We start from the raw sequence: 23,352 nt of genomic DNA on the forward strand, positions 1-23,352 counted from the left end.
GTTCCGCAAGCGAGAGGATGTTTCCTATGACCGCACTGCACCCCGAGACCGAGGTACTGCGCACCGACTACCAGAAGTCGGTCGCCGCGTATTGGAACAACAACCCCAATGACGATCGCGTCAACACCGTGCTCGGCGAGGTGGACGGGCTCTACCACCATCACTACGGCATCGGCGCGCCCGATCTGTCCGTGCTCGAAGGTCCGGAAGACACCCGCCAGGAACGTCTGGTGAAGGAACTGCACCGGCTGGAAACCGCGCAGGCCGATCTGCTGCTCGATCATCTGGGCGATGTGCGCCCGGGCGATCAGCTGATGGACGGCGGTTCGGGGCGCGGCGGCACCAGCTTCATGGCCAATCAGCGTTTCGGCTGCCGGATGGACGGCGTCACCATCTCCGAATATCAGGCCGGCTTCGCCAATGCGCAGGCCAAGGAGCGCGGGGTCACCGATAAGGTCCAGTTCCACTTCAAGAACATGCTCGACACCGGGTTCGACGCGGGCTCCAAGCGCGGTATCTGGACCAATGAGACGACCATGTACGTGGACCTTTTCGAGCTCTTCGCCGAATTCTCCCGGCTGCTGGAGCCGGGCGGCCGGTACGTCTGCATCACCGGCTGCTCCAATGACGTCTTCGGTGAGCGGTCCGCCGCGGTGAGCTGGATCGACGCGCACTACGGCTGCAATATCCATCCGCGCAGCGAGTACTTCAAGGCCCTGGCCGCCAATAATCTGGTGCCGGTCGCGGTCAAGGACCTCACCCCGGACACCATCCCGTACTGGGATCTGCGCACCCACTCCGAACTGGCGACCGGTGTGGAAAAGCCCTTCCTGACCTCGTACCGGGAGGGGAGCTTCCAGTACCTGTTGATCGCCGCCGATAAGGTAGGACGGTGACCGGCACTCTCGACACTCCCGACGCCTCGGCGGCGGTCGATCGCGAAACCCTGCTCGTCGAGCTGGTGGACGAGCGGGGCCACGCGATCGGATCGCTGCCGGTGGCGGCGGCCCACACCGCGCCCGGCCAGCTGCATCGGGCGTTCTCGGTGCTGCTGTTCGATGACAGCGGTCAGGTTTTGTTGCAGCAGCGGGCCGGGGTCAAAACCCGGTTCCCGCTGCTGTGGACCAATACCTGCTGCGGTCATCCCGCACCCGGGCAATCGGTGATCGCGGCCGCGGCGCAGCGCCTGCGCGAGGAGATGGGACTCTCGGCCGAGCTGTTCGAGGCCGGGGCCTTCACCTACCAGGCCGCAGATCCGGCCACCGGGCGGGTCGAGTACGAATTCGATCACGTACTGCTCGGACGCGTGAATGACGTACTGCCGCAACCGGATCCGGCCGAGGTGGCCGAGACCATGTGGGTGAGCATCGGCGAACTGCGCACCGCCATGGCGGCGGTTCCGGCGGGGTACACGCCCTGGCTGGCGCAGGTGCTCGAGATCGCCGAGCGCGGGCGGCCCTGACCCGGTTATCCGGCCGGTTCGAGCAGCCAGTCATTGGGTGCGAAGAGTTCGAAATGCACTCTGTCACCCGGAATCCCGGCGGCCAGCAGTTGACTGCGGACCGCCTGTAGAAACCCGTTGCCGCCGCACAGGTAGTAGTCGGCGTGCTGCGGCAGTTCGAGCTCGGACAGGTCCATCAGGCCGTGCCCCTCGGCCTGATACCAGCTCTCCAGGTTCGAATCACGCAGCGCGCCAACCAGATCGGTGACGGTGTCACGGAGCGGGTGGGCGGCCGCCGAACGGTCCGCGTGCAGGACCAGGGTTCGGCGGTCGCTCGCCGTCGCGGCGAGATATTCGAGGATTCCCACCATCGGGGTGACGCCGATGCCGGCGGAGATGAGCACCAGCGGGGTGGTCGCATCGGGATCGATGGTGAGATCACCGAACGGCAGGGTGATCTGCACGGTGTCTCCCGCACCGATGTTCTCGTGCAGCCAGCTGGAGACCTCGCCCTCGGGGCTACCGTCGGCGGCGATCACGCGGCGTACCGCGAAGGCCAGCCGATGCGTGCCGGGGCGATTGATCAGGCTGTACTGCCGCAGCTGGCGGGCACCATCCGGTAGTCGCACGCCGACCGAAATATATTGTCCGGGAAGGAAATCCGGAAACGGCTGCGCCGCATCCGCGGATTCCACGATGAAAGTGGCCGCGCCCGAGGAATCATCGACGCGCCGCACCACCCGCGCCTCCCGGAATACATCGCCCGGCACCACACCGGCGTCGGCGTAGAGCTTCGCTTCCAGATCTATGAGCGTGCCGGCCATCAGCCAGTACACCCGATCCCAGGCGGTCGCGACATCGGCGGTCACCGTTTCCACGCCCAGCACGTCGACGATCGCGGCGAACAGATGCTCATGCACGACGTGGTACTCGGCGGCCGTCACACCCAGCGAGGCGTGCTTATGTCCGATGCGGGACAACAACTCTCGCGGATGCGGCAGCGCCGGATCGATCAGATGGGTGGCGTAGGTGGCGATGGACGCGGCGAGCGCGCGCTGTTGCGCACCCCGGCTCTGATTGCCGCGATTGAAGCGGTCGCGCAGCAGTTCCGGATGCGCGGTGAACATGCTGCGGTAGAACAGCGCGGTGATCTGGTCGATATGCGCCCCGACCAGGGGTAGCGTCGCGCGGATCACGTCGATGTGTTCGGGTTCCAGCTCCGCAATGGCGTACGGGACCGAATCCTGCGCGATGGTCATGGTGTCTCCTAATCGTCGATCAGTGCCACCGCCGGAAAGACCGGCAGATGCAGCAGTTCCACGGTTCGCCGGTCCACCAGATCGGCGAGGGTGAAGTTGTCGAGTTCGGCGTAGAACGCCCGCTGGGCCTGGGCGAGCACACCGCGCAAACGGCAGGCACTCGCCAGCGGACAGGGATTCACGCCCTGACATTCGACGACTTCGGTATCACCCTCGAGTTCGCGGACAATGCGCCCGAGCGTGGTGGACCGTCCGGCGGGCGTGAGGAATATCCCGCCGGTCCGGCCACGCAACGACTCCACATAACCCAGTTCGGACAGTCGCGAGACCGCCTTGGCCACATAGTTCTCGGACGCGTTCACCTGTCGCGCAATGAGTTTGGCGGTGACGCGCTCCTGCGCCCGGTCACTGATCGCCAGCCGCATGAGGGCGCGCAATCCGAGATCGGTGAACCGGGAAAGCTGCATACCGATCACGCTACTAATTCCGCTTCGGAAAAGCAGATTTTGCGCGTGTGTGCTTGAATACGCGAATTCCTGCGGATTATGTCGGCCCCGTCACACCGTCATGGCAAACCTCGAGCGTTTGGCCAGGACGTAGTAGATGACCAGCGCCAGACCGCAACCGATGAACCAGCTGTACTGGGCGGCGGTGTACATCCCCGTGAGATTCTTGGCGAGCACCGGGAACACCGCCCCGATCGCGCCGACCACCGTGGCGATGACCGCGACCGGATTGAATCCCTTTCGGTACCAATAGCTTCCGGTCGGCGACAGGGTGAACAGCTCGTCGACCTTGATGACCCGATCGCGAATCAGGTAGTAGTCGGCGATCAGCACCCCGAACAGCGGGCCGATGAACGCGCCCAGCACCTCGAGCGTGTAGTGGATGACGTCCGGGTTGTTGTACAGGTTCCACGGCGTGATGATGATCGAGCCGACCGCGGCGATCATGCCGCCCATGCGCCAGCTGATGCGCTGCGGGCTCACATGCGAGAAATCGAACGCCGGGGAAATGAAGTTGGCGACGATATTGATGCCCACGGTGGCGATGGTGAAGGTCAACGCGCCCAATACGATCGCGAAGGTGGAATCGATCCGCGATACCGTCTCGACCGGATCGGTGATGAGTTCGCCGTACACCGGAATCGTGAGCGAGGCCGTGACGACCACCAGCAGCGAGAAGGCCAGAAAGTTCACCGGCAGCCCGAGCAGATTGCCGCGCCGCACCGCCTGCATGGACTTGGCGTAGCGGGAGAAGTCGCCGAAATTCAGCATGGGACCGCAGAAGTACGACACCACCAGCGCGATCGCACCCAGGATCACCGGCAGCGCGTCCCAGCCGTGGTACTTGACCGCGCCGAGCTGCAGATCGATCGAACCCCACCCGGCCTTGTAGATCAGGTAGCCGCAGAGCAGGAACATCACGACGTAGACCGCGGGTCCGCAGAAGTCGATGAACTTGCGAATGGACTCCATGCCCTGCCAGAACACCGCGGCCTGCACCACCCACAGCACCAGGTACGCGCACCAGCCAAGCAGTGACAGACCCAGGAAGCCGTAATCATCGGCCACCGCGTACGGGGCCAGGCTCGGCCACAATTTCACCGCGACCACGATCAGCGCCGCCGAGGCCAGATACGTCTGAATGCCGTACCAGGCCACCGCGATCAGGCCGCGAATAATGGCCGGGATATTCGCACCGCGCACCCCGAAAGCGCTGCGGCACATGACCGGATAGGGCACACCGGCGCGCTGGCTGGGCGCGGCCACCAGATTGCACAGGAAGTACACGATGGTGATGCCGATGAGCAAGGCCGCGAGCACCTGCCAACCGGCCAGCCCGAGCGCGAACAGGCTGCCGGCGGTGACATAACCGCCGACGCTGTGCACGTCCGACATCCAGAAGGCGAAGATATGGTAAGAGCCCCAACGTTGTTCGCGCAGCGGGGCCAGGTCCGCATTGGTGAGCGCGGGGTCGTAGACTGGTGCGGCCGGTGGCGAGTCCGGCGCGCCGGAGGTCGCGGCGGGGGTGACGATATCGGTCATGGTGCATCCGATCCGGAGAGCAATGGTCGGACCAAAATAGGAAGTGGCTATTGCCCTTCCGTTGCACATCTATTGCCCGCTCATTGCGGGATCGATATATCTTCCCGGGGCAGCAGCAGGCCGATATCGGTCGGCAAGGTGGCGATCACCTGCTCCAATCGGTGGTGATGTCGCCGGGCGATGGCGAGCAGCCGATCCACATCGCGATCCAGGAACGCGTCCAGCATGAGGTTGTGATCACCGTGCAGGCGTTCCCGATCCGCCTGTGCCACATGGACCATGGGCTGAATCGGTTCGGTGACATTCCAGGCCGCCTCGAGCATGTGCACGAGCCGGAACATGCGCGAGGGACGGGTCAGGGCGAGGTGGAAGGTGCGCGAATGCCGGTTGTAGGCGGTCGAATCATCGTCGTGGATCGCCTGTTCCAGTAGATCGTTCGCCGCTGTCAGGGCGGCACGGTCGGCGGCGCTCGCGTTCACCACCGCCAGCGCCAGCGCCGCCTCCTCCAAAGTCTGTCGCACCACATACATTTCGCGCAGTTCATCGGCGGTGAGCTGGGCGACGGAGTATCCGGCGTGCTGTTCATGGGTGACCAGACCCTCACCGATCAGGGTCTTGAGCGCCTCGCGCACCGGAATGTGGCTGACGCCGAACAGTTCCGCGATCTCGCGCAGCGGGATCACGGTGCCCGGCGGCGCGGCGCCATCGAGGATGACCCTGCGTAATTCACCGAGAATGATCTGCGGGCGACCCGGTTGGTCGACCACCAGGGTGGCCAATAGGGCGGAGCGTCGGCGTGGGGGCATAGCGCCACGCTATGTTTCGCATGTTGGCTCTGGCGGTCGGCCGTGTCACAACCAAGAAAAGTTACTACCGAATGGACGGGTCACATCATGCTGGCCGAGAGACGTCCCGGACCGGTCTTGACGCCCGCGCCCATGCAGCCCATGACCATGTCCGGGGTCATCATCTCGTATTCGGCGACCACCTTGACCCGGCTGCCCAGGCCTAGACCGTCGACCACTTCCATCGGGCCGACGGTGGGCTGGGACATGCCGACCGGCCACGGCGCCCACAGCGTGCTGACCTCGCCGTTATCCCAGGTGATCCGCACCGTGAGCGGGCCGTCCGCCGGATGCATGCAGTCCGACCAGGCGATGTGGACGCCGGTGAAGGTGCCGCTGGAGATATTGCCCGGACCGTTGCAGCCCCAGAGGCGGCCGACCGAGGTGAAGGTGAGCAGGGTCGGCCGCATGGTGATCGCGCCGTCGACCGCGGTCCAGCGGAAGTCGCCGCCGGAACAGCTGGCGATCGAATCGGCCGCCGCCACGGGGGTTCCCGTGGGGATCGCGCCCAGGGCGGCGGCGATGGCCGCGACCGCGAGGGCCTTCGGTGCTTTCGGCACAGCGTTCCTCTCTCCCAGTGCTCGGCAGTGCTTTCTCATGCCCGTAATCGGGCATCAGCGCAGGTCAGCGCCTATTGGAGAGAAGATAACCCGGCTACCGTCCAGCTACCTGGATTGGTGATTCGCACCGGGTCCGATCGCGTGGCGGACAGTTCGGCTATTACCTGGCAGCATGGCCGCCATGGACCTGATCGCACGGATCGACGCGGCGGCCACCCTGCTGGCCCCGGTGATCCGCCGGACCCCGGTGGTGGCCTCGCGGGTACTGGCCGAACGCACCGGCCACGACATCTGGCTCAAATGCGAGAACCTGCAACGCACCGGATCATTCAAACCGCGCGGGGCGTACAACCGGATCGCCAATCTGCCCGAGGCGGAACGGCGGCGCGGGGTGGTGGCGGCCAGCGCCGGTAATCACGCACAGGGCGTGGCGTGGGCGGCGACCTCGCTCGGTATCGAATCGACGGTGTTCATGCCCGTCGGGGCGGCGCTGCCGAAACTGGTAGCCACCAAGGCATATGGCGCGACGGTGCATCAGGTCGGCGAGACCATCGAAGGATCGCTTTCGGCCGCAAGGGAATTCGCGGAGCAGACCGGGGCGACCCTGGTGCATCCGTTCGACCACCCCGATATCGTGGCCGGGCAGGGCACGGTGGCGCTGGAGATTCTGGAGCAGCTGCCCGATGTGGGCACGGTGATCGTGCCGACCGGCGGTGGCGGGCTGCTCGCCGGAATCGCCGGGGCGCTGGCGCAATTGGCGCCGCACGTACGGGTGATCGGGGTGCAGGCGCAGGGTGCGGCGGCCTGGCCGGGATCGCTCGAGGCCGGTAAGCCGTTGCGGCTGGAACAGATGGCGACCATGGCCGACGGCATCGCGGTCGGGCTGCCGGGCGAGGTGCCGTTCGGGCATATCGTCGACTGCGCCCCGGCCATTGTCACGGTGGACGAGGACGCGCTGTCCAAGGCGCTGCTGCTGTGCATGGAACGCGCGAAACTCATCGTCGAACCGGCGGGTGCGGCCGCGGTCGCCGCGCTGATGGCTTGCGCGCCCGAGGAACTCGACCTGCGCGGTCCGGTGTGCGCGGTGCTGTCCGGCGGCAATATCGACCCGCTGCTGCTGACCCGGGTCATCGGTCACGGCTTGAGCGCGGCGGGCCGCTATCTCGCCGCCCGCGTCACCATTTCCGATCGCCCCGGCAGCCTGAGCCGCCTGCTCGCCGAACTCGGGAAAACCGGTGCGAGTGTGCTGGATGTGGTTCATTACCGCACCGGCGCCTGGCTGGCCATCGACGAGGTGGAAGTGCTGCTCACCCTCGAAACCCGGGGCCCCACCCATCGCGACGAGGTGCTGGACGCCCTCGCGGACGTGGGATATCAACTGCGCGTGGAGGATTGAGCGAGGCCGGGGTGCGGCGAATCTCAGTGCGCCCCACCGAGTTCCAGCGCCAGTACGCCCGCGATCACCAGTGCGATACCGCCAACCTGTATCGCGGTCAGTTTCTCGTCCAGGAACAGCGCGCCGATGACCGATACCGCCACCACGCCGACCGCCGACCAGATCCCGTACGCCACGCCGATCGCCATCCCACGTTTGAGCGCCTGCGACAGGAAGAAGAACGCCGCCCCGTACCCGATCACCACGATGATCGACGGCACCAGCTTGCTGAACCCGTCGGAGATCTTCAGCGATACGGTCGCGGTCACTTCACAGGCGATGGCCAATCCCAGTAGCAGCAAGGTCATTGCCGGAGCGTAACCGGCGACCGCCCGAGACCCGGACCACACACCCGCGAAAAAAGATGATGCACGATCGACGCGGATGTGGTTAACCTGATCCCCATGTGGATGCCACTCAACTTCTGAGCGCCTCGCGCCGCACACCCCTCGAGCTCTTCGCCTCCGTGTGCCCTCGCGCGACCGTATCGGCCCTGAGCCGACTCCCCCGCCGCCCCGCGGCATTTCCGTACTGACCGGCCACTTCCGGTGAGTCGGTCACGCATCCCCTCAGGAGGACATATGCCTGCCCATCCTTCGAATTCCGAATCGCATTCGTACGACTCGCCTTCCGGCGATCGCCAGCTCTCGCGTCGTGAGCGCCGAGGCAAAGCCGACAAGCAACAGCCGATCGGCGGCCGGGTACAGAACGCCGGACGTGCGGCGGTCCCGGCCTCCAAACACATGAATTACCGTCGCGGATAAGGGAATTCGAAGCCGCAGTCGTCGATCGTGACGACTACGGCTTTCGCGCTGGTCAGCCCAGCCAGGTGCGCTGTTCGGCGGCGGTGGAACGGACCTCTTCGAGCTGCTTGGCCACCTGGACGCCGGCGGTGCCGCCGCGGGAATTGCGCGAGGCGATGGAGCCCGCGACGGTGAGGACTTCGCGGACCTGCGGGGTCAGGGCCGGATCGACGGCGGCGAATTCGGCGTCGGTGAGTTCGTCGAGCCCGACGCCGCGGGCTTCGGCGGCGCGAACGCAACCACCGGCCGCCTCATGCGCGACGCGGAAGGGAACGCCCTGGCGGACAAGCCATTCGGCGATATCGGTGGCGAGGGTGAAGCCCGCCGGGGCCAGTTCGGCCATGCGGTCGGTGTGGAAGGTCAGGGTGGAGACCAGGCCCGCGATGGCGGGCAGCAGCAGTTCGAGCTGGGCGACCGAGTCGAAGACCGGTTCCTTGTCTTCCTGCAGGTCGCGGTTGTACGCCAGCGGCTGCGCCTTGAGGGTGGCGAGCAGGCCGGTGAGGTTGCCGATGAGGCGTCCGGCCTTGCCGCGGGTCAGTTCGGAGACGTCCGGGTTCTTCTTCTGCGGCATGATCGAGGAGCCGGTGGACCAGGCATCAGCCAGGGTGATGTAGCCGAATTCCGGTGTGCTCCAGATGATTACCTCTTCCGCCATGCGGGACAGGTCGACGGCGGTCATGGCCAGCACGAACGCGGCCTCGGCGGCGAAATCGCGGGAGGAGGTGGCGTCGATCGAATTGGCCGCTGCCGCATCGAAATCCAGATCGGCGGCGATGGCCTCGGGGTCCAGGCCGAGCGAGGAACCAGCGAGCGCGCCCGACCCGTACGGGGAGATGGCGGCGCGCTTGTCGAAATCGCGCAGCCGGTCGATATCGCGCAGCAGCGGATGCGCGTGCGCGAGCAGATGATGCGCGAGCAGCACCGGCTGGGCGGCCTGCAAATGCGTCTTGCCCGGCATCACGGCGTCCGGATGCGCGGCGGCCTGGGCGACGAGGGCGTCGACCACATCGAGCACACCGGCGGCGACGCGGCGCACGCCATCGCGCAGCCACATCCGGAACAGCGTGGCCACCTGGTCATTTCGCGAGCGACCGGCACGCAGGCGACCACCGAGTTCGGTGCCGACGCGTTCGATCAGACCGCGCTCGAGCGCACCGTGCACATCCTCATCGGAGTCGGCGGGACCGTACGCGCCCGAGGCGACATCCGCGCCGAGCTGATCCAGTCCGGCCAGCATGGCGGTCAGATCCTCGGCCGAGAGCAGTCCGGCCTTGTGCAGCACGCGGGCGTGCGCCTTGGACGCGCGAATGTCGTACGGCGCGAGCACCCAGTCGAAGTGGGTCGACTTGCTCAGCGCGGCCATCGCCGCGGCCGGACCGGACGCGAAACGTCCGCCCCACAGCGCACCCTCGTTCGTGCTGCCGCCCTCGGTCATAGCGTGTCGTCTCCTCGCGGTCGTATCGCGGTCATCAGAATGTGGTTGCCCATATCGGGCAGTGCCGCCTCGGGAACAGTACGGCCGTGCGCTTCCAGCAGGGCGACCGGATCGCCCTCCCGAACCAGCCAGCTGTGCATGGCGAACCAGGTGCGCGGGTCGGTGCGGCCTTCCCACGGGTACCAGAGTTGTTCCAGGTCCACGCGCAGTCCGGCCTGCGCCAGCGCTTCTGCGCGGCGCTTGCGGAATTCGTCGGAGACCGCGCGTTCGCCGGTGCCGATATTCAGCGCCATCCGGCTGCCGGGGGCGCTGAGTTCGGCGACATTGGCCAGCAGCCGGTCCTGGGCTTCGCCGGGAAGGTAGCGGAGCAAGCCCTCGGCGAGCCAGGCGGTCGGCTTACTCGGGTCGAAACCCTTGTCGCGCAGGGCTTTCGGCCAGTCCTGCCGCAGGTCGACGGGCACTTCGCGGCGGTCGACCTCGATCGGATCGTCGGCGAGCGCGTTCGCCTTGAACTCCAGCACTTTCGGCAGATCGAGTTCGAAAACGACACTGCCGGAAGGCCATTGCATGCGGTAGGCGCGAGCGTCCAGGCCCGAGGCCAGGATGACGAATTGGCGGACGCCCACTTCCATCGCATCGGCGAAGTACCGATCGAAGTACAGCGTGCGGGCGATGAGGAAGTAGCCCATCACCCCGCGAATGAACGCCCCGCCCGTTTCGCGCAGGTCCTCGTCCTGACCGCGCAGCATGCGGGTCCAGCTGTCCGACCCGACCGCGCCGACGAGCTTGCCCGCGTACGGGTCCTGGAAGACCGCGTCCTCGCGGCCGGTCTCATAGGCCCGCATGGCGGCGACGCCGATGGCGGTGGCGCCCACGCTCTCCGTGATGTCCCAGCTGTCGTCATCGGTTCGCATGAGCGCCTCCTGTTGCCGGTCGGGTCCCGGTCCGCAGGCTACTACTTCTCGCTGAGAGTCCCGCTCTACTTCTTGCTGAGATCCCGGCGGGCGGCGACCTTGGAGGACAGGCCGTGGATCTGCACGAATCCCTTGGCCAGCGACTGGTCGAAGGTATCGCCCGCGTCGTAGGTGGCCAGGTTGAAGTCGTACAGCGACTCATCCGAGCGACGGCCGTTGACCACGACGCTGCCGCCGTGCAGGACCATCCGGACATCACCGGAGACGTGCTGCTGGGTGTCCAGCACGAACGCGTCGAGGGCGCGCTTGAGCGGGGAGAACCACAGGCCGTCGTACACCAGCTCGCCCCAGCGCTGCTCGACCTGCCGCTTGTAGCGACCCAGTTCGCGCTCGATGGTGACCGCTTCCATTTCCTGGTGCGCGGTGATGAGGGCGATGGCGCCCGGGGCCTCGTAGATCTCACGGCTCTTGATGCCGACGAGCCGGTCCTCGACCATGTCGAGGCGGCCGACGCCCTGGCGTCCGGCGCGCTGGTTCAGCTCGGTGATGGCCTCGAGCATGCTGACCGGGCGGCCGTCGATGGCGACCGGAACACCCTTGTCGAAGGTAACGATGAGCTCGTCGGGGGCCTCGAAGTTGACGGTCGGGTCGACGGTGTAGTCGTAGACGTCCTTGGTCGGGGCGTTCCAGAGATCCTCGAGGAAGCCGGTTTCCACCGCGCGGCCCCACAGGTTCTGGTCGATGGAGAACGGCGACTTCTTGCTCACGTTGATCGGGAGCTTGTTCTCGGCCGCGAACTCGATGGCCTTCTCACGGGTCCAGGCGTAATCGCGGACCGGGGCGATGACCTTCAGGTCGGGCGCGAGCGCGCCGATGCCGACCTCGAAGCGCACCTGATCGTTGCCCTTACCGGTGCAACCGTGCGAAACCGTGTCCGCGCCATGGTATTCGGCGGCCTCGACCAGGTGCTTGACGATCAGCGGGCGGGAGATCGCGGAGACCAGCGGGTAGCGGCCCATGTACAGCGCGTTGGACTGGATGGTGGGCAGGCAGTACTCGTTGGCGAACTCGTCACGCGCGTCCACCACGATGGACTCGACCGCACCGCAGTCGAGCGCGCGCTGGCGCACATCGTTCATGTCCTCGCCGCCCTGCCCCAGGTCGATCGCCACCGCGACCACCTCGGCCCCGGTCTCCTTGGCGATCCAGCTGATCGCGACCGATGTGTCCAGCCCGCCGGAGTAGGCGAGTACGACGCGCTTGGTCATAGTCCGTGTGCTCCTCGATTAGTACGTGTAGGTCGGTTCCCCCGGCGTCCTACAAATGATTATGCACGATGATGCAATCCCATTCATAACCGGGGGTGGGCCAAGAGATATTGCCTGCTCAAGCCCAGTGCGGTCACGAGCAGGGCGGCTCCGATGTACACGGGGAGCAGGTGGATGAAGGCGGTGTAGTGGATGAAGAAGTGAATAGCCAGCGCACTCACCGACCCCGCGACCGCGGCCCCGCACAGCGACCACCACACCCAGGCCGCGCCCCGGCGCCAACCCCACAGACCGAGCAGTGTGATCGCGACGCCGGTCGCGATCAACGCCCCGCCGAACCCGGCGCGATCATGCGCGATGAAGGGCAGTAGATGTTCGTTGGCGGCTTTCAACGTGTCGGCATCGGTCTCCAGGAAGGTGAGGTCGGTGGGCACGAATACCTTCGTGAGACCGACCGTCGAAATCACGATGCCGCCGAAGATGACGCCCATGCCCGTCGCGACGGTGACGAGCTGCCCGACCAGCGCCCGTCGGCGGACACGTTCATCCCCCTCCGGCAACCGTTCCCAACTCGGCGGCCCGGGCCGATGCCGAACGGCGAGCACGAACATCGGAAACAACACCGCCGCCGCCAGAACATGAAGCGGCTCAACGAATCCGATCACCAGAAAGTAGAACAGCGTCGGAAACCCCACCAGCCCCGACAGCAACAGCGCATTCCGCGCCCACACGTGCCCCCGGCGCATCCCACCCCAGGCGAGCCCGCAATACAGGCATCCAATGGCAATCATATTGCCCGCCATGGTGATCCGATCATGCTGCAGGAAATGCACCAGATGATGGTTGATCCCGTGCAACCCATCCAGATCGGTCCCCAAATAGTCCCGGTCATACCAAAGCAACACCGGCCCCAGCGTTATCGCCGCGGCCCCCACCCCCGCCACAATCATCCCCACCCCAACCAACAACCCCCAAAACCACCCCGGCCACCGCCGCGGATCCCACGAAACATCCCGCAACCCAGGCGTTCTCGCCTCACTCTCGCCAGCGGCCTCGATAACCCGATTGAACCAACTCGGCCCGGCAGCAATCAGCACCGCAGGGTTGGCGAGCACAACGTCATCCGAGTCACGCAGCGCGGCAACAGCATTCGCGACCCCCGGCTCACTCAGATAAACCCGACCTCCCGCGACACCGACGACAACCTCATCCACGGCGTCCCCCAACGCGGCCGCGACAGCCTCGTCCGCCACCCGCGCAACCACCCTGCAAGTGCGCCCCCGAGCAGCATCCCGCACCACCTCCACATCCCCCGCCCCCACCGGCCCCACCTCGACAACCGAAGCCCCCTGCACGGCAAGCACCCGTATCGCCTCCCGCGCCACCCCCACCGGCACACTGGCCCCGAACCGCCCCACCCACTCCCGAGGCACCTCCACATGATCAAACACCCGCCTAACCGCCCCACCCCCACCCGGCACCGAAATCACCCATGCCAAAAACCCCAAAGCCCAAACCTGAGCCCTACGCTCCCCCACCACCCCATTCGCCAGCGGCCGCAGCGGCTGATAAGTCCAATCAGGCACGCCCGATATCGTCACACAGCGCATTCCACCCGGATACAGACGCCACTCCGGCTACCTAGTCGGGATCATCCCAACGGCTGAACATCAGCCTCCTCAAATCCCGCAACCCCAGCTTCGCCATCGGCGAAAGATCCGCCACATCAATCGAATTCGCGATCTCTATGACCGGGAATTCTCCCCCGAAATCGAGATTCTGCAGCATATACGCGATGTAGTCGACATCCGCGTCCTCGCGACGGGTCCCCAACCTGTCCAGCACCGCATGCAATCCAGCCTTACCTCCGTGACGAACTAGCACCTCCGCCGCATCAACCTCCACGGTGACGTTCGCGTCATCCATCATCTCGTCAAGACGCTCCCACGCCTCCGAATGCCCGATAAAAGCGCCCAGCTCGGCGACCGCATCCAGTCTGGTCCGCGTGTCATCGCTCCTGGACCGCATGAGCGCCGTGTTGAGGTCGGGACCGCTTTGTCCACCGGACACCGTCTTGTCGACTCGACGCCGGAAGCCGGTCCAAATGCGCAGGCGGAACACGCTACTCGGCGTCTTCGATGACAGGAATGCACGGCGACAGATACTCGTCACTCTTCGAATAGCTTTCACCCCTACGCATGACAATCATCTGAAACTCATTCTCATGCCCGGACGGATCCTCATCATCGCGTACGTAGAGAACACCATACGAACCCGGCGCAACACGTCCAATCCCGATGAAGGTTTCGACAACCTCGTCACCCTGGCCGCTGCGACGGTTTGTCAGTCCTGCGATATGAATCTGCGTAGCGCCGTTGACTTTTCGAATATCCGCAAGCCCCGGGGCCGTCTGCAGACCCTCCAAGATCGCGGCGGCCGCCGAGTGAGCCGCATCGCTCTCCTGGTCGGTCTCGTCTCCCGCGGAACTCTGAACAGTGACCCAACCGTGGTATTCGAACACAACACTCCTCAGCTAGAACGGCATTACATCGATAACCAGCTCGACGCCATACTCGTCGGCGTACTGTTGCAGCTTCTCTCGCACTCCCGCCTGCGGTGGACCGTCGAAATGGTAGTACACACTTCTGCCGGTATCCTGCGCCGCTTCGAAGGTGGCGCGCGCCTGCGTCCTGAACTTCTTGTTGACTTGAAAATTCGCGGGCTTGGCTTGTGCGATGTAGTCGTCGCTTACAGCATCGAACTCCCGACCTGCGGTATCGCCGTCGAACCGCACTCGTGACTCCCCACCGATCCGTTCGGCGAGTTTGTCGGCGTCAGGATCGAGTTTGTTGACCTTCACCAAGCCGCCCGAATACCTCCCTGAATTCGCTTGCGCACCTGCACTTTTCGGAGGCGTAGTGACCGCATCGTCCGCGACGGTTTCCAACTGCTTCGCTTCGTCGATGGTCTTGCGGGAGCGGCCCAGGTCGCGGAGGGCGAATCTGGCTCGGGCGGCGGCTATTCCGGTGCGCCAGGTGCTGACGGATTCGGTGATGCGGAGGGCGTAGCGGGTTACGGTGGCGGCGGTTACGCCGGTCATGGTTACGGCGGTGATGCCGAAGGTGAACCAGGCGGAGGCTATGGCGATGGTTAGTTCGCCTGCTACTGCCCAGGAGAGTTCGACCAGGATGCGGTGCAGGATTACGCCGCGGAGGTGGTCGAGGTCGGATTTGCAGGTGGTGCAGAGGTGGGCGAGTTCGCCGCAGGCGGCGAGGATGTCGTCCATTGCTGATTGGAGGTCGAGGAGGCGGCGGGTGAATTCGCTGGCGTCCTCGACATCGTTGCGGTCCATGACCGACGCGGCGTTTTTCAGAACCGAGGACAGTTCCGTGTGGCCGGTGTGCAGGCGGTTCCAGGCGTCGGCGGCGGTTTGGAGTTTGTCGGTATTGCCATCGGGGATATCGATTCCGACCTTGTCCGCCAAGCGGATCAGAGAGTCGGCGGCCTCGCGCAAACCATCGCTCGGGCCACCGGCCGATGGTGCGCTGCCGTAGTAGAGGCAGGCAGGAATCGGACCCGCGGGCTTCGCCGCGGGCGGCACCGTGGAGTCGAGGATGCTGTCGTAGTCCGCGAGGTAGTGGTTGTACCCGGCCTGGACGATTACGTTGCCGAGCTTTTGCAGACCTTCGCCGAGGTCCGAAACCATGGTGAGAACCTCGGCAGCACGAAGGTCATATTTCTGGCCCCATGCCGCACCGGTCTCATCGACACCGGCCATCGCACCACAGTCCGCCATAGCCCTGGTCTCGGCGAGAAACGCGCTCTGCAACGCGTCATTGAGCCCGAAACACGCTCTGCCGACCGCGTAGTACGCCCCGAAGTCAACGTTCACCACGTCATCCCCCGCCCCATGATGGCGTCCCGCTCACAGCCCGAGCATCTTCAAATTCGCGGCCACCGCGCCGCGGTAATTGCGATGTGCGGATGCGGCAGCGGCCTCCAACGCGTCGAGCCCTGCACGGACTTCCTGTGCTCCACTTAGCCATTCACGATGTGCGAGTTCGTACGCCGCGGCGGCCTCACTCGACCACGACCCCGACAACTCACCCGCCTTCTCATCAAGAGTCTTCAAGTAATCAGTCACGAATCCCTTGAACGCTCGAATCCGCGCGGTCACCTCATCGAGATGAGCCAGATCAACCGAATACCCCGCACCCGGACCGGTCACGGCAACTCCAGCGAATTCACGGCCGACCCGTATTCGGCGTCCGCATCGCGATAGGCCTCCGCCGTGACACCAAGCTTCGCGGCGAGCTCGAACAGTGCATCCCACACTTCGACAGCACCCAGATGCATCTCATCCCAACCCGCCCCATACGAAGTGGCCGCCGCCCCCTTCCAGGTATTCATCAACTCCCCGACCTCTCGATCGAGAGTCGTCGAACCATCCCGCAACTCCTCAGCCATCCGGAACGCCACCCGCCCGAACGCCCGAACATCATCCGGAACCACACTCAACCGCGCCGATTCCCCACCGGATCCACTCACCGCGCCCTCCCTTCAGCGCAGCATCCTAGGGCATCCGATCAGCTACCTAATCGGCTCATCAAACTTCGCACCCCAACACACCGTCAAAGACATGAAGCACAGCCATTTCAGCTCTTAAGACGCATCGCACCTGGGTCCGGCAGCACCTTCGGCCGCTCATCCGTCACCCACGTGAACTCGATTGCGGACAGATAGCCCTCAGTCACCCACACCAAAATCTCACCCACAAATCCACCGGCCTCGTCCCGAACCTCCCCCTCGACCGGCAACAGCCCATCCGCCACATCCGCCGCCCGAACTCCCACCGACACCGCCAAATCCACACTCGGCGACCCAACTCCCCATGTCGCCACCACCCGCACGAACGCCACCTGCGCCCGAAACTCAACCGCCCCAACGAAATCCCGCGAAAGAATCTTCCGCAAGACCGCTTCCTCCCGCAGCGACAACCGCCGCGGCACCACCGGACTCAAACCCACCCCGCATCACCCACCGATCAGCACCAACAACTCCCGCAACGCGACCGCCGCCTCCGCGGAAAGCTCGGCACGATCGATCACCGCCACAAGATCCAGCACCCGCACATCCCCCGACTGCTCCAATTCCGCAATCCGATACGCCAGGTAATCAGATTGCGGATCATCGCCCCTGCGGCCGAGTTCATCCAAAACCGAGATCAGCCCCGCGGCACCACCGTGCCGAACCAGCACTTCGGCCGCCTCCACCTGCACGGCAATATCACCGACATCACCTAGCATCTCCGCCAATCTCGAACGGGCAGCTGACAATTCGATGATCGCGCCGAGCTCGTGAGCGGCGGTGGCCCGGACTGCCCAGTCCGGGGAGATCGCATGTTCGAGGGCTGCCGCGAGTTCGGCGCTCATGTGCGCGTCAGTCGTTCGGGACGCATGTCACCGGTCAGGCGAGTTGTTCTATTTTGGCGGCTAGTTCGGCGCCGGTGAGGGGTTCTCGGGCTATGACGGCGATGGTGTCGTCGCCGGCGATGGTGCCGACTATTTCGGGGAGGGCGGCTCGGTCCAAGGCGCTCGCGAGGAAGTGGGCGGCGCCGGGTGGGGTGCGCAGGACCGCTATGTTGCCGCTGGCGTCGGTGGATACCAGTAAGTCGCCCAATAGTTTCGAGAGGCGTTCGGTGCCGCCGGTTACGCCTCGGACGGGGCTGCCGTCTTCGGGGACGACGTAGACGCCGGCTCCGCCGTCGGCGGCGCGGAGCTTCACTGCGCCGAGTTCATCCAGGTCGCGGGAGAGGGTGGCCTGGGTGGTGTCTATGCCTTCGCCGGAGAGGAGGGCGGCCAGTTCGGATTGGCTGCGGACCTCGTGCTGGGAGAGGATGGCCACGATTCGGGCTTGGCGGCCGGCTCGGGTGCGGGCTATCGCCGCACCCGATTTGCCGGAAACTGTTGCGGGAGAGCGGCGGTCGCCGCTGGTCACGCGTCACCTCGGTCGTGTTGGCGGAGCAGCCAGACCAGTAGGGCCTTCTGGGCGTGCAGGCGGTTCTCGGCCTCGTCCCAGACCGCGCTGTGCGGGCCGTCGATGACCTCGTCGGTGATCTCCTCGCCGCGGTGCGCCGGAAGGCAGTGCAGGACAGTCACATCGGAGGCCGCGCGGGCGAGCAGGTCGGCGTTGACCTGGAAGGGACGGAAGGGGGCTACGCGGTCGCGGCCGTCACCCTCCTGACCCATGGACATCCAGGTGTCGGTGACCAGGGCGTCCGCGCCTTCGGCCGCCGCCAGCGGATCATTGGTGAGGGTGATCGAGGCGCCGGTTTCGGCGGCACGCTTCTGCGCGAGATCGACGATCCACGGCAGCGGCTCGAAACCCGCGGGGGCGGCGATGGTTACGTTCAGGCCCGCCGTCACACCACCGAGCAGCAGCGAATGCGACATATTGTTCGCGCCGTCACCGAGGTAGGTGAGATTGCGGCCCACCAGGTCACCCTTGCGCTCCTGCAACGTCTGAAGATCGGCAAGCACCTGGCAGGGGTGGAATTCATTCGAGAGCGCGTTCACCACGGGAACGGTTGCCGCACCGGCCATTTCGTCCAGCCGCTCCTGGCCGAACGTACGCCATACGATGGCATCCACGTAGCGCGACAGCACGCGCCCGGTATCGGCGAGGGTCTCCTCGCGGCCGAGCTGGGTGTCACGCCCGTCCACCACGACGGCGTGCCCGCCGAGCTGCGCGATACCCATCTCGAACGAGAACCGGGTACGCGTGGAGTTCTTCTCGAACATGACCGCGACACCGCGCGGCCCATCGAGGGGCCGCAGCAGCAGCGGCGCGCGCTTCAAATCCGTTGCGATGGAGAGGATTTCGGCCTGTTCGGCGGGACTGACATCGTCGTCCCGCAGGAAGTGTCGAATGGTCACTTGCTGTTCTCCTTCGCCTTCGCCTGCGCGGCATCGAGAATGCCGGGAAGGTCGGACAGGAAATTGTCGGCCTGGGTTTCGGTGAGAATCAGCGGCGGCGCCAGCCGAATCACATTGGGCTTGGCGGGATTCAGCAGATAACCCGATTCCCGGGCGGCCTCGTCGACCTGCGCGGAAACATCATCGGTGAGCTGAATGCCGATGAGCAGCCCGGCACCGCGCACATGATCGACCAGCGGATGCCCGAGCGCGTCGATCCCGTCGACCAGGACCTTGCCGATCTTCTCCACGTGCGAGAGCAGCCCCTCCTCGTCGATGGTGCGCAGCACCGCCAAAGCGGCCGCGGCACAGACGGGATTGCCGCCGAACGTGGTCCCGTGCAGCCCCGGCTGCAACAGCTCGGCCGCCGGACCCTGCGCCAGCACCGCGCCGATGGGCAGTCCGCCGCCGAGCCCCTTGGCCAGGGTGATCACATCGGGCACGATGCCCGCCGCCTGATGCGCGTAGAACGCACCGGTGCGGCCGATCCCGGTCTGCACCTCATCCAGAATCAGCAGTGCGCCATGCTCTTTGGTGATGGCCCGCGCCTGCGCGAGGTAATCCGAGGGCGGCACCACGACACCGCTCTCCCCCATGATGGGTTCGAGAAACACCGCCGCGGTATCGGAATCGACCGCGGCGGCCAGCGCCGCCGCATCCCCGTACGCCACGTGCACGACACCCGCGGGCATCGGCTCGAACGGCGTGCGCTTGGCCGCCTGCCCGGTCAACGCCAGCGCGCCCATGGTCCGTCCGTGGAATGCCTCTTCCGCCGCGACGATCTTGGTCTTACCGGTCAGCCGCGCCATCTTGAACGCGGCCTCATTGGCCTCGGTACCGGAATTGCAGAAGAACGCCCGCCCGTGCCCGTCCCCGAAGTGCACGAGCAGCCGCTCGGCGAGTTCGATGGCGGGTTCGCTGGCATACAGATTCGATACGTGCCCGAGCGTGCCCAGCTGCTGGGTGACCGCGGACAGGATCGCCGGATGCGCGTGCCCGAGGCTGTTGACCGCGATACCGCCGAGGAAGTCGAGGTAGCGCTTGCCGTCGGCGTCGTAGACGACCGCGCCCGCGCCGCGCACCAGCGCCACCTTGGGGGTGCCGTAGTTGTTCATCAGCGCGGCATTCCACCGCGTCTGAATATCGGCTGTGCTCATGACTTCACTCCGTTCGAACTCACGCCGTCGGCGGGGGTCACCATGGTGCCGATGCCCTCCCCCGTGAACAGCTCCAGCAGCACCGAATGCGGTACCCGGCCGTCGATTACGTGCGCCGTGGGCACCCCGCCCTCGACGGCGCGCAGGCAGGCTTCCATCTTCGGGACCATGCCCGCGTCCAGGCTCGACAGCAACTTACCCAGTTCATCGGTATCGATGCGGGTGGTCAGCGAGGACCGGTCGGGCCAATTGGTATACAGCCCTTCGACATCGGTGAGGATGACGAGCTTCTCCGCGCCGATGCCCTCGGCCAGCGCGGCCGCAGCGGTATCGGCGTTGATGTTGTGCACGACGCCGAACGCGTCGGGCGCGATGGTGGATACAACCGGAATCCGGCCCGCCGCAATGAGATCCAGCACGGCTTCGGGATTCACCTGGGTGACGTCGCCGACGAGGCCGATATCGGTGGCTTCGCCGTCCACGGTCACCGTGCGGCGGGTCGCGGTGAACAACCGCGCGTCCTCACCGGAGATGCCGACCGCGTACGGCCCGTGCGCGTTGATGAGCCCGACCAGCTCCCGGCCGACCTGACCGAAGAGCACCATGCGCACCACATCCATCACCTCGGGCGTGGTGACCCGGAAGCCGCCCCGGAATTCCCCTTGCAGGCCAAGCTTTTTCAGCATGGCGCTGATCTGCGGCCCACCGCCGTGCACCACCACCGGATGCACACCGACGGTGCGCAGGAATGCCATATCCGCCGCGAACGCCGCTTTGAGCTCATCGTCGATCATGGCGTTGCCGCCGTATTTGACGACCACGACCTTGTCCCGGAACTTCTGCAGCCACGGCAGCGCATCAGCCAGCACATGCGCCTTGTCGAGAGCCGAAAGCTGTTCCCGCGCAGAGGTCATGAGCTGTACGCCGAATTCTCTTCGACGTAGCCGTGCGAGAGATCGGTGGTGCGAATGGTGGCCTCACCCGTGCCGAGCCCCAGATCGACCAGCACCTGAATATCCGCGCCGGACAGATCGACCTCGCGCGCGCCGGGTGCGCCCATACCGTTCACGCACACCGGATGCCCATTGAAGGACACCGTAATCTTGTCCTGCTCCAACTCGATCGGCGCGATGCCGATGCTGGCGAGCACCCGCCCCCAGTTCGGGTCGGAACCGAAGAACGCGGTCTTGACCAGGCTGTCCCGTGCCAGCGCACGCGCGCCGATGAGCGCCTCGTCCTCGCTGACCGCGCCGCGCACGGTGATGTGCACCCGCTTGGTGACGCCCTCGGCATCGGCCATGAGCTGTTCGGCCAGGTCATCGCAGACCGCGAAAACAGCGGCATCCAACTCGTCCTGGCTCGGCGTCACACCGCTCGCGCCATTGGCGAGCAGCAGCACCGTGTCATTGGTGGAGCAGGAGCCGTCCACGTCGAGGCGATCGAAGGTGAGCCCGGTGGCCTTGCGCAGCGCCGAATCCAGCTGTTCGGGCGTGGCCACCGCATCGGTGGTGAGCACGATCAGCATGGTGGCCAGCGAGGGCGCGAGCATGCCCGCGCCCTTGCCCATACCGCCCACGTTCCACTTGTCTTTATGGTGGAACGCAACCTCTTTCGGCACGGTGTCGGTGGTCATGATGGCCCGCGCGGCCTCGGCCCCGCCGGACAGCCCACCGCCCATCTCATGCACGATCTCGGTGACGGCGGGCAGCAGTTTGTCCATGGGCAGCCGGTCCCCGATGAGACCCGTTGAGCAGACCGCGATCTCGCCCGCACCGGTCTCGGTGCCCCAGTTGCTCAGCGCCTTCGCGAGCTCTTCGGCGGTGGTGTGCGTGTCCTGGAAACCACCCGGACCCGTACACGCGTTCGCGCCACCGGAATTCAGGATCACCGCGCGCAGTCGCCCGGTCTTCAAGACCTGCTGCGACCACAGCACCGGCGCGGCCTTCACCTTGTTGCGGGTGAACACACCGGCCGCCGCGTACTCCGGCCCCTCGCTGAAAACCAGTGCCAGATCCGGCTTCCCGCTGACCTTGATGCCCGCGGTGATACCGGCCGCGCGGAACCCGAGCGGTGCGGTCACGCCCTGGGTCCGGACCAGCTTGCCGTCGATGGATGAAGTCACGGTGCCACTCCTACGGTGGAAAGTCCTGCGGTCTCGTCGATTCCGAGAGCCAGATTCATGGATTGCACGGCGGCGCCCGCCGTGCCCTTGGCGAGATTGTCGATGGCCCCGATCACGACCAGCATTCCGGCGGCCTCGTCCACGGCCACCTGGAGCGTGACGGCATTGGAGCCCAGCACCGAACCGGTCTGCGGCAGTACGCCTTCGGGCAGCAGGTGCACGAAGGGCTCATCGGCATAGGCTTTTTCATAGACCGCGCGCGCCGCCGCGGCGTCCACGCGGGTCGGGGCGGTGCAGGTGGCGAGAATGCCGCGCGGCAGCGGGGCCAGCACGGGGGTGAAGGACACCGCGACGTCGACACCGCCGACGGCCTTCAGATTCTGCGCGATCTCGGGGGTGTGCCGGTGCGCGCCCGCGATGCTGTACGCGCGCAGCGAGCCCATCACCTCCGAACCCAGCAGGCCCACATCGAGTTTGCGGCCCGCACCCGAAGTGCCGCTCACCGCAACCACATTCACCTGCGGTTCGATGATTCCGGCGGCAATGGCCGGGGCGAGCGCGAGGCTGGACACCGTCGGATAGCAGCCGGGCACCGCGATCCGGGTCGCCCCGCGCAGTTGATCCCGCTGTCCCGGCAGTTCCGGCAGCCCGTACGGCCAGCTGCCCGCATAGGGGGTGCCGTAGTACTTCTCCCAGGCCGCGCCGTCGGTGAGCCGGAAATCGGCCCCGCAGTCGATGATGATGGTGGATTCGGGCAGTGCCTTGGCCAGCGCCGCGGACTGTCCGTGCGGCAGGCCCAGGAATACGACATCGTGTCCGGCCAGCTCCTCCACGGTGGTCGGGCCGAGCACCCGATCCGCGAGCGGCAGCAGATGCGGCTGGAGTTCACCCAGCAGGCTGCCCGCATTGGATCCGGCGGTCAGCGCCCCGATCTCGAGACGCCCGCTTCGATAGTCTGGATGCCCCAGCAGCAGACGCAGGACTTCGCCGCCCGCGTACCCACTCGCACCAGCGACCGCGACCCGTACCGAGGGCCCACCAGAGGTATCCGCCATGTGATGATTATGCACGACTGTGCAAGCTCATTCACA

At 65.8% G+C, this 23,352-nt stretch carries 26 protein-coding genes; 3 read left to right on the top strand and 23 right to left on the bottom strand.

What is annotated here, in order from left to right; translation table 11 throughout:
- Positions 1 to 26 precede the first annotated feature (26 nt).
- Both ACFVUS_RS38590 and idi read left to right on the top strand, forming a co-directional pair.
- Positions 27 to 896 (top strand): geranyl diphosphate 2-C-methyltransferase, encoded by an 870-nt coding sequence (locus tag ACFVUS_RS38590; RefSeq protein WP_364643083.1) that lies wholly within the window; start codon positions 27 to 29, stop codon positions 894 to 896.
- On the top strand, positions 893 to 1,462 hold the full coding sequence (idi, locus tag ACFVUS_RS38595) for an isopentenyl-diphosphate Delta-isomerase (RefSeq protein ID WP_387778714.1): 570 nt from the start codon (positions 893 to 895) through the stop codon (positions 1,460 to 1,462). Before ACFVUS_RS38590 ends, idi begins: the two co-directional genes overlap by 4 nt.
- A 5-nt stretch (positions 1,463 to 1,467) precedes the next feature.
- Here the strand turns inward: idi and ACFVUS_RS38600 are convergent, their stop codons facing one another.
- The 5 genes from ACFVUS_RS38600 to ACFVUS_RS38620 all read right to left on the bottom strand — a co-directional run bounded on the left by ACFVUS_RS38600 (position 1,468) and on the right by ACFVUS_RS38620 (position 6,153).
- Complete coding sequence (locus ACFVUS_RS38600; RefSeq protein WP_387778717.1) at positions 1,468 to 2,700, bottom strand: globin domain-containing protein; 1,233 nt, start codon at positions 2,698 to 2,700, stop codon at positions 1,468 to 1,470.
- An 8-nt stretch (positions 2,701 to 2,708) separates the two neighbouring features.
- Positions 2,709 to 3,167, bottom strand: coding sequence for an RrF2 family transcriptional regulator (locus ACFVUS_RS38605; protein ID WP_387778720.1), 459 nt, complete (start codon positions 3,165 to 3,167; stop codon positions 2,709 to 2,711).
- Positions 3,168 to 3,257: 90 nt separating this feature from the next.
- Positions 3,258 to 4,748 (bottom strand): NCS1 family nucleobase:cation symporter-1, encoded by a 1,491-nt coding sequence (locus ACFVUS_RS38610; RefSeq protein WP_387778723.1) that lies wholly within the window; start codon positions 4,746 to 4,748, stop codon positions 3,258 to 3,260.
- 80 nt (positions 4,749 to 4,828) lie between these two features.
- The gene (locus tag ACFVUS_RS38615; RefSeq protein ID WP_387778726.1) at positions 4,829 to 5,554 is read right to left on the bottom strand and encodes a GntR family transcriptional regulator; all 726 of its coding nucleotides are present in this window, start codon (positions 5,552 to 5,554) and stop codon (positions 4,829 to 4,831) included.
- Between the two features lie 80 nt (positions 5,555 to 5,634).
- Positions 5,635 to 6,153 (bottom strand): hypothetical protein, encoded by a 519-nt coding sequence (locus ACFVUS_RS38620; protein WP_387778729.1) that lies wholly within the window; start codon positions 6,151 to 6,153, stop codon positions 5,635 to 5,637.
- 181 nt (positions 6,154 to 6,334) lie between these two features.
- On the opposite strand from ACFVUS_RS38620, the gene ilvA reads away from it, so the two are divergent.
- The gene (ilvA, locus tag ACFVUS_RS38625; protein ID WP_387778732.1) at positions 6,335 to 7,549 is read left to right on the top strand and encodes a threonine ammonia-lyase; all 1,215 of its coding nucleotides are present in this window, start codon (positions 6,335 to 6,337) and stop codon (positions 7,547 to 7,549) included.
- 23 nt (positions 7,550 to 7,572) lie between these two features.
- Here the strand turns inward: ilvA and ACFVUS_RS38630 are convergent, their stop codons facing one another.
- From ACFVUS_RS38630 to argC, 18 genes are all read right to left on the bottom strand, one after another.
- The gene (locus tag ACFVUS_RS38630; protein WP_387778735.1) at positions 7,573 to 7,896 is read right to left on the bottom strand and encodes a DMT family transporter; all 324 of its coding nucleotides are present in this window, start codon (positions 7,894 to 7,896) and stop codon (positions 7,573 to 7,575) included.
- 508 nt (positions 7,897 to 8,404) lie between these two features.
- On the bottom strand, positions 8,405 to 9,826 hold the full coding sequence (gene argH, locus ACFVUS_RS38635) for an argininosuccinate lyase (protein WP_375967861.1): 1,422 nt from the start codon (positions 9,824 to 9,826) through the stop codon (positions 8,405 to 8,407).
- Entirely contained in the window at positions 9,823 to 10,740 is a 918-nt protein-coding gene (locus ACFVUS_RS38640) for an SAM-dependent methyltransferase (RefSeq protein WP_387778738.1), read from the bottom strand. Before ACFVUS_RS38640 ends, argH begins: the two co-directional genes overlap by 4 nt.
- Positions 10,741 to 10,805: 65 nt before the next feature.
- The gene (locus ACFVUS_RS38645) at positions 10,806 to 12,008 is read right to left on the bottom strand and encodes an argininosuccinate synthase (RefSeq protein ID WP_387778741.1); all 1,203 of its coding nucleotides are present in this window, start codon (positions 12,006 to 12,008) and stop codon (positions 10,806 to 10,808) included.
- 83 nt (positions 12,009 to 12,091) lie between these two features.
- The gene (locus ACFVUS_RS38650; RefSeq protein ID WP_387779876.1) at positions 12,092 to 13,594 is read right to left on the bottom strand and encodes a hypothetical protein; all 1,503 of its coding nucleotides are present in this window, start codon (positions 13,592 to 13,594) and stop codon (positions 12,092 to 12,094) included.
- A gap of 55 nt (positions 13,595 to 13,649) precedes the next feature.
- On the bottom strand, positions 13,650 to 14,129 hold the full coding sequence (locus ACFVUS_RS38655; protein WP_387778744.1) for a hypothetical protein: 480 nt from the start codon (positions 14,127 to 14,129) through the stop codon (positions 13,650 to 13,652).
- A gap of 1 nt (position 14,130) precedes the next feature.
- Complete coding sequence (locus ACFVUS_RS38660) at positions 14,131 to 14,529, bottom strand: Imm7 family immunity protein (RefSeq protein WP_387778747.1); 399 nt, start codon at positions 14,527 to 14,529, stop codon at positions 14,131 to 14,133.
- Positions 14,530 to 14,541: 12 nt separating this feature from the next.
- A complete protein-coding gene (locus tag ACFVUS_RS38665) occupies positions 14,542 to 15,900 on the bottom strand; it encodes a restriction endonuclease fold toxin (protein WP_387778750.1) in 1,359 nt (452 codons plus the stop codon).
- Positions 15,901 to 15,933: 33 nt separating this feature from the next.
- Complete coding sequence (locus ACFVUS_RS38670) at positions 15,934 to 16,236, bottom strand: WXG100 family type VII secretion target (RefSeq protein WP_387778753.1); 303 nt, start codon at positions 16,234 to 16,236, stop codon at positions 15,934 to 15,936.
- Complete coding sequence (locus ACFVUS_RS38675; RefSeq protein WP_387778756.1) at positions 16,233 to 16,556, bottom strand: WXG100 family type VII secretion target; 324 nt, start codon at positions 16,554 to 16,556, stop codon at positions 16,233 to 16,235. The genes ACFVUS_RS38670 and ACFVUS_RS38675 overlap by 4 nt, the downstream gene beginning before the upstream one ends.
- A gap of 107 nt (positions 16,557 to 16,663) precedes the next feature.
- Complete coding sequence (locus ACFVUS_RS38680) at positions 16,664 to 17,035, bottom strand: hypothetical protein (protein WP_387778759.1); 372 nt, start codon at positions 17,033 to 17,035, stop codon at positions 16,664 to 16,666.
- 6 nt (positions 17,036 to 17,041) lie between these two features.
- A complete protein-coding gene (locus ACFVUS_RS38685) occupies positions 17,042 to 17,440 on the bottom strand; it encodes a hypothetical protein (protein ID WP_387778762.1) in 399 nt (132 codons plus the stop codon).
- A gap of 34 nt (positions 17,441 to 17,474) precedes the next feature.
- Positions 17,475 to 18,005, bottom strand: a complete 531-nt coding sequence (locus ACFVUS_RS38690) for an arginine repressor (protein ID WP_364643122.1) — start codon at positions 18,003 to 18,005, stop codon at positions 17,475 to 17,477.
- On the bottom strand, positions 18,002 to 18,943 hold the full coding sequence (gene argF / locus ACFVUS_RS38695; RefSeq protein ID WP_387778765.1) for an ornithine carbamoyltransferase: 942 nt from the start codon (positions 18,941 to 18,943) through the stop codon (positions 18,002 to 18,004). Before argF ends, ACFVUS_RS38690 begins: the two co-directional genes overlap by 4 nt.
- Positions 18,940 to 20,139, bottom strand: a complete 1,200-nt coding sequence (locus ACFVUS_RS38700) for an acetylornithine transaminase (protein WP_387778768.1) — start codon at positions 20,137 to 20,139, stop codon at positions 18,940 to 18,942. The genes argF and ACFVUS_RS38700 overlap by 4 nt, the downstream gene beginning before the upstream one ends.
- A complete protein-coding gene (gene argB / locus ACFVUS_RS38705) occupies positions 20,136 to 21,053 on the bottom strand; it encodes an acetylglutamate kinase (RefSeq protein WP_387778771.1) in 918 nt (305 codons plus the stop codon). Before argB ends, ACFVUS_RS38700 begins: the two co-directional genes overlap by 4 nt.
- On the bottom strand, positions 21,050 to 22,261 hold the full coding sequence (gene argJ / locus ACFVUS_RS38710) for a bifunctional glutamate N-acetyltransferase/amino-acid acetyltransferase ArgJ (RefSeq protein ID WP_387778774.1): 1,212 nt from the start codon (positions 22,259 to 22,261) through the stop codon (positions 21,050 to 21,052). Before argJ ends, argB begins: the two co-directional genes overlap by 4 nt.
- Positions 22,258 to 23,316: an N-acetyl-gamma-glutamyl-phosphate reductase gene (argC, locus tag ACFVUS_RS38715; protein ID WP_387778777.1), complete on the bottom strand. Its 1,059-nt coding sequence runs from the start codon at positions 23,314 to 23,316 to the stop codon at positions 22,258 to 22,260. Before argC ends, argJ begins: the two co-directional genes overlap by 4 nt.
- Positions 23,317 to 23,352: the final 36 nt, after the last annotated feature.

Source organism: Nocardia sp. NPDC058058, from assembly GCF_042885355.1.
Taxonomy (GTDB): domain Bacteria; phylum Actinomycetota; class Actinomycetes; order Mycobacteriales; family Mycobacteriaceae; genus Nocardia.

Coding starts and splice junctions, on each gene's coding strand:
- ACFVUS_RS38605 (WP_387778720.1), bottom strand. CDS start 3,167: ATGCAGCTTTCCCGGTTCACCGATCTCGGATTGCGCGCCCTCATGCGG.
- ACFVUS_RS38610 (WP_387778723.1), bottom strand. CDS start 4,748: ATGACCGATATCGTCACCCCCGCCGCGACCTCCGGCGCGCCGGACTCG.
- ACFVUS_RS38630 (WP_387778735.1), bottom strand. CDS start 7,896: ATGACCTTGCTGCTACTGGGATTGGCCATCGCCTGTGAAGTGACCGCG.
- argH (WP_375967861.1), bottom strand. CDS start 9,826: ATGACCGAGGGCGGCAGCACGAACGAGGGTGCGCTGTGGGGCGGACGT.
- ACFVUS_RS38615 (WP_387778726.1), bottom strand. CDS start 5,554: ATGCCCCCACGCCGACGCTCCGCCCTATTGGCCACCCTGGTGGTCGAC.
- ACFVUS_RS38640 (WP_387778738.1), bottom strand. CDS start 10,740: ATGCGAACCGATGACGACAGCTGGGACATCACGGAGAGCGTGGGCGCC.
- ACFVUS_RS38600 (WP_387778717.1), bottom strand. CDS start 2,700: ATGACCATCGCGCAGGATTCGGTCCCGTACGCCATTGCGGAGCTGGAA.
- ACFVUS_RS38645 (WP_387778741.1), bottom strand. CDS start 12,008: ATGACCAAGCGCGTCGTACTCGCCTACTCCGGCGGGCTGGACACATCG.
- ACFVUS_RS38590 (WP_364643083.1), top strand. CDS start 27: ATGACCGCACTGCACCCCGAGACCGAGGTACTGCGCACCGACTACCAG.
- ilvA (WP_387778732.1), top strand. CDS start 6,335: ATGGACCTGATCGCACGGATCGACGCGGCGGCCACCCTGCTGGCCCCG.
- ACFVUS_RS38685 (WP_387778762.1), bottom strand. CDS start 17,440: ATGAGCGCCGAACTCGCGGCAGCCCTCGAACATGCGATCTCCCCGGAC.
- argB (WP_387778771.1), bottom strand. CDS start 21,053: ATGACCTCTGCGCGGGAACAGCTTTCGGCTCTCGACAAGGCGCATGTG.
- ACFVUS_RS38700 (WP_387778768.1), bottom strand. CDS start 20,139: ATGAGCACAGCCGATATTCAGACGCGGTGGAATGCCGCGCTGATGAAC.
- argC (WP_387778777.1), bottom strand. CDS start 23,316: ATGGCGGATACCTCTGGTGGGCCCTCGGTACGGGTCGCGGTCGCTGGT.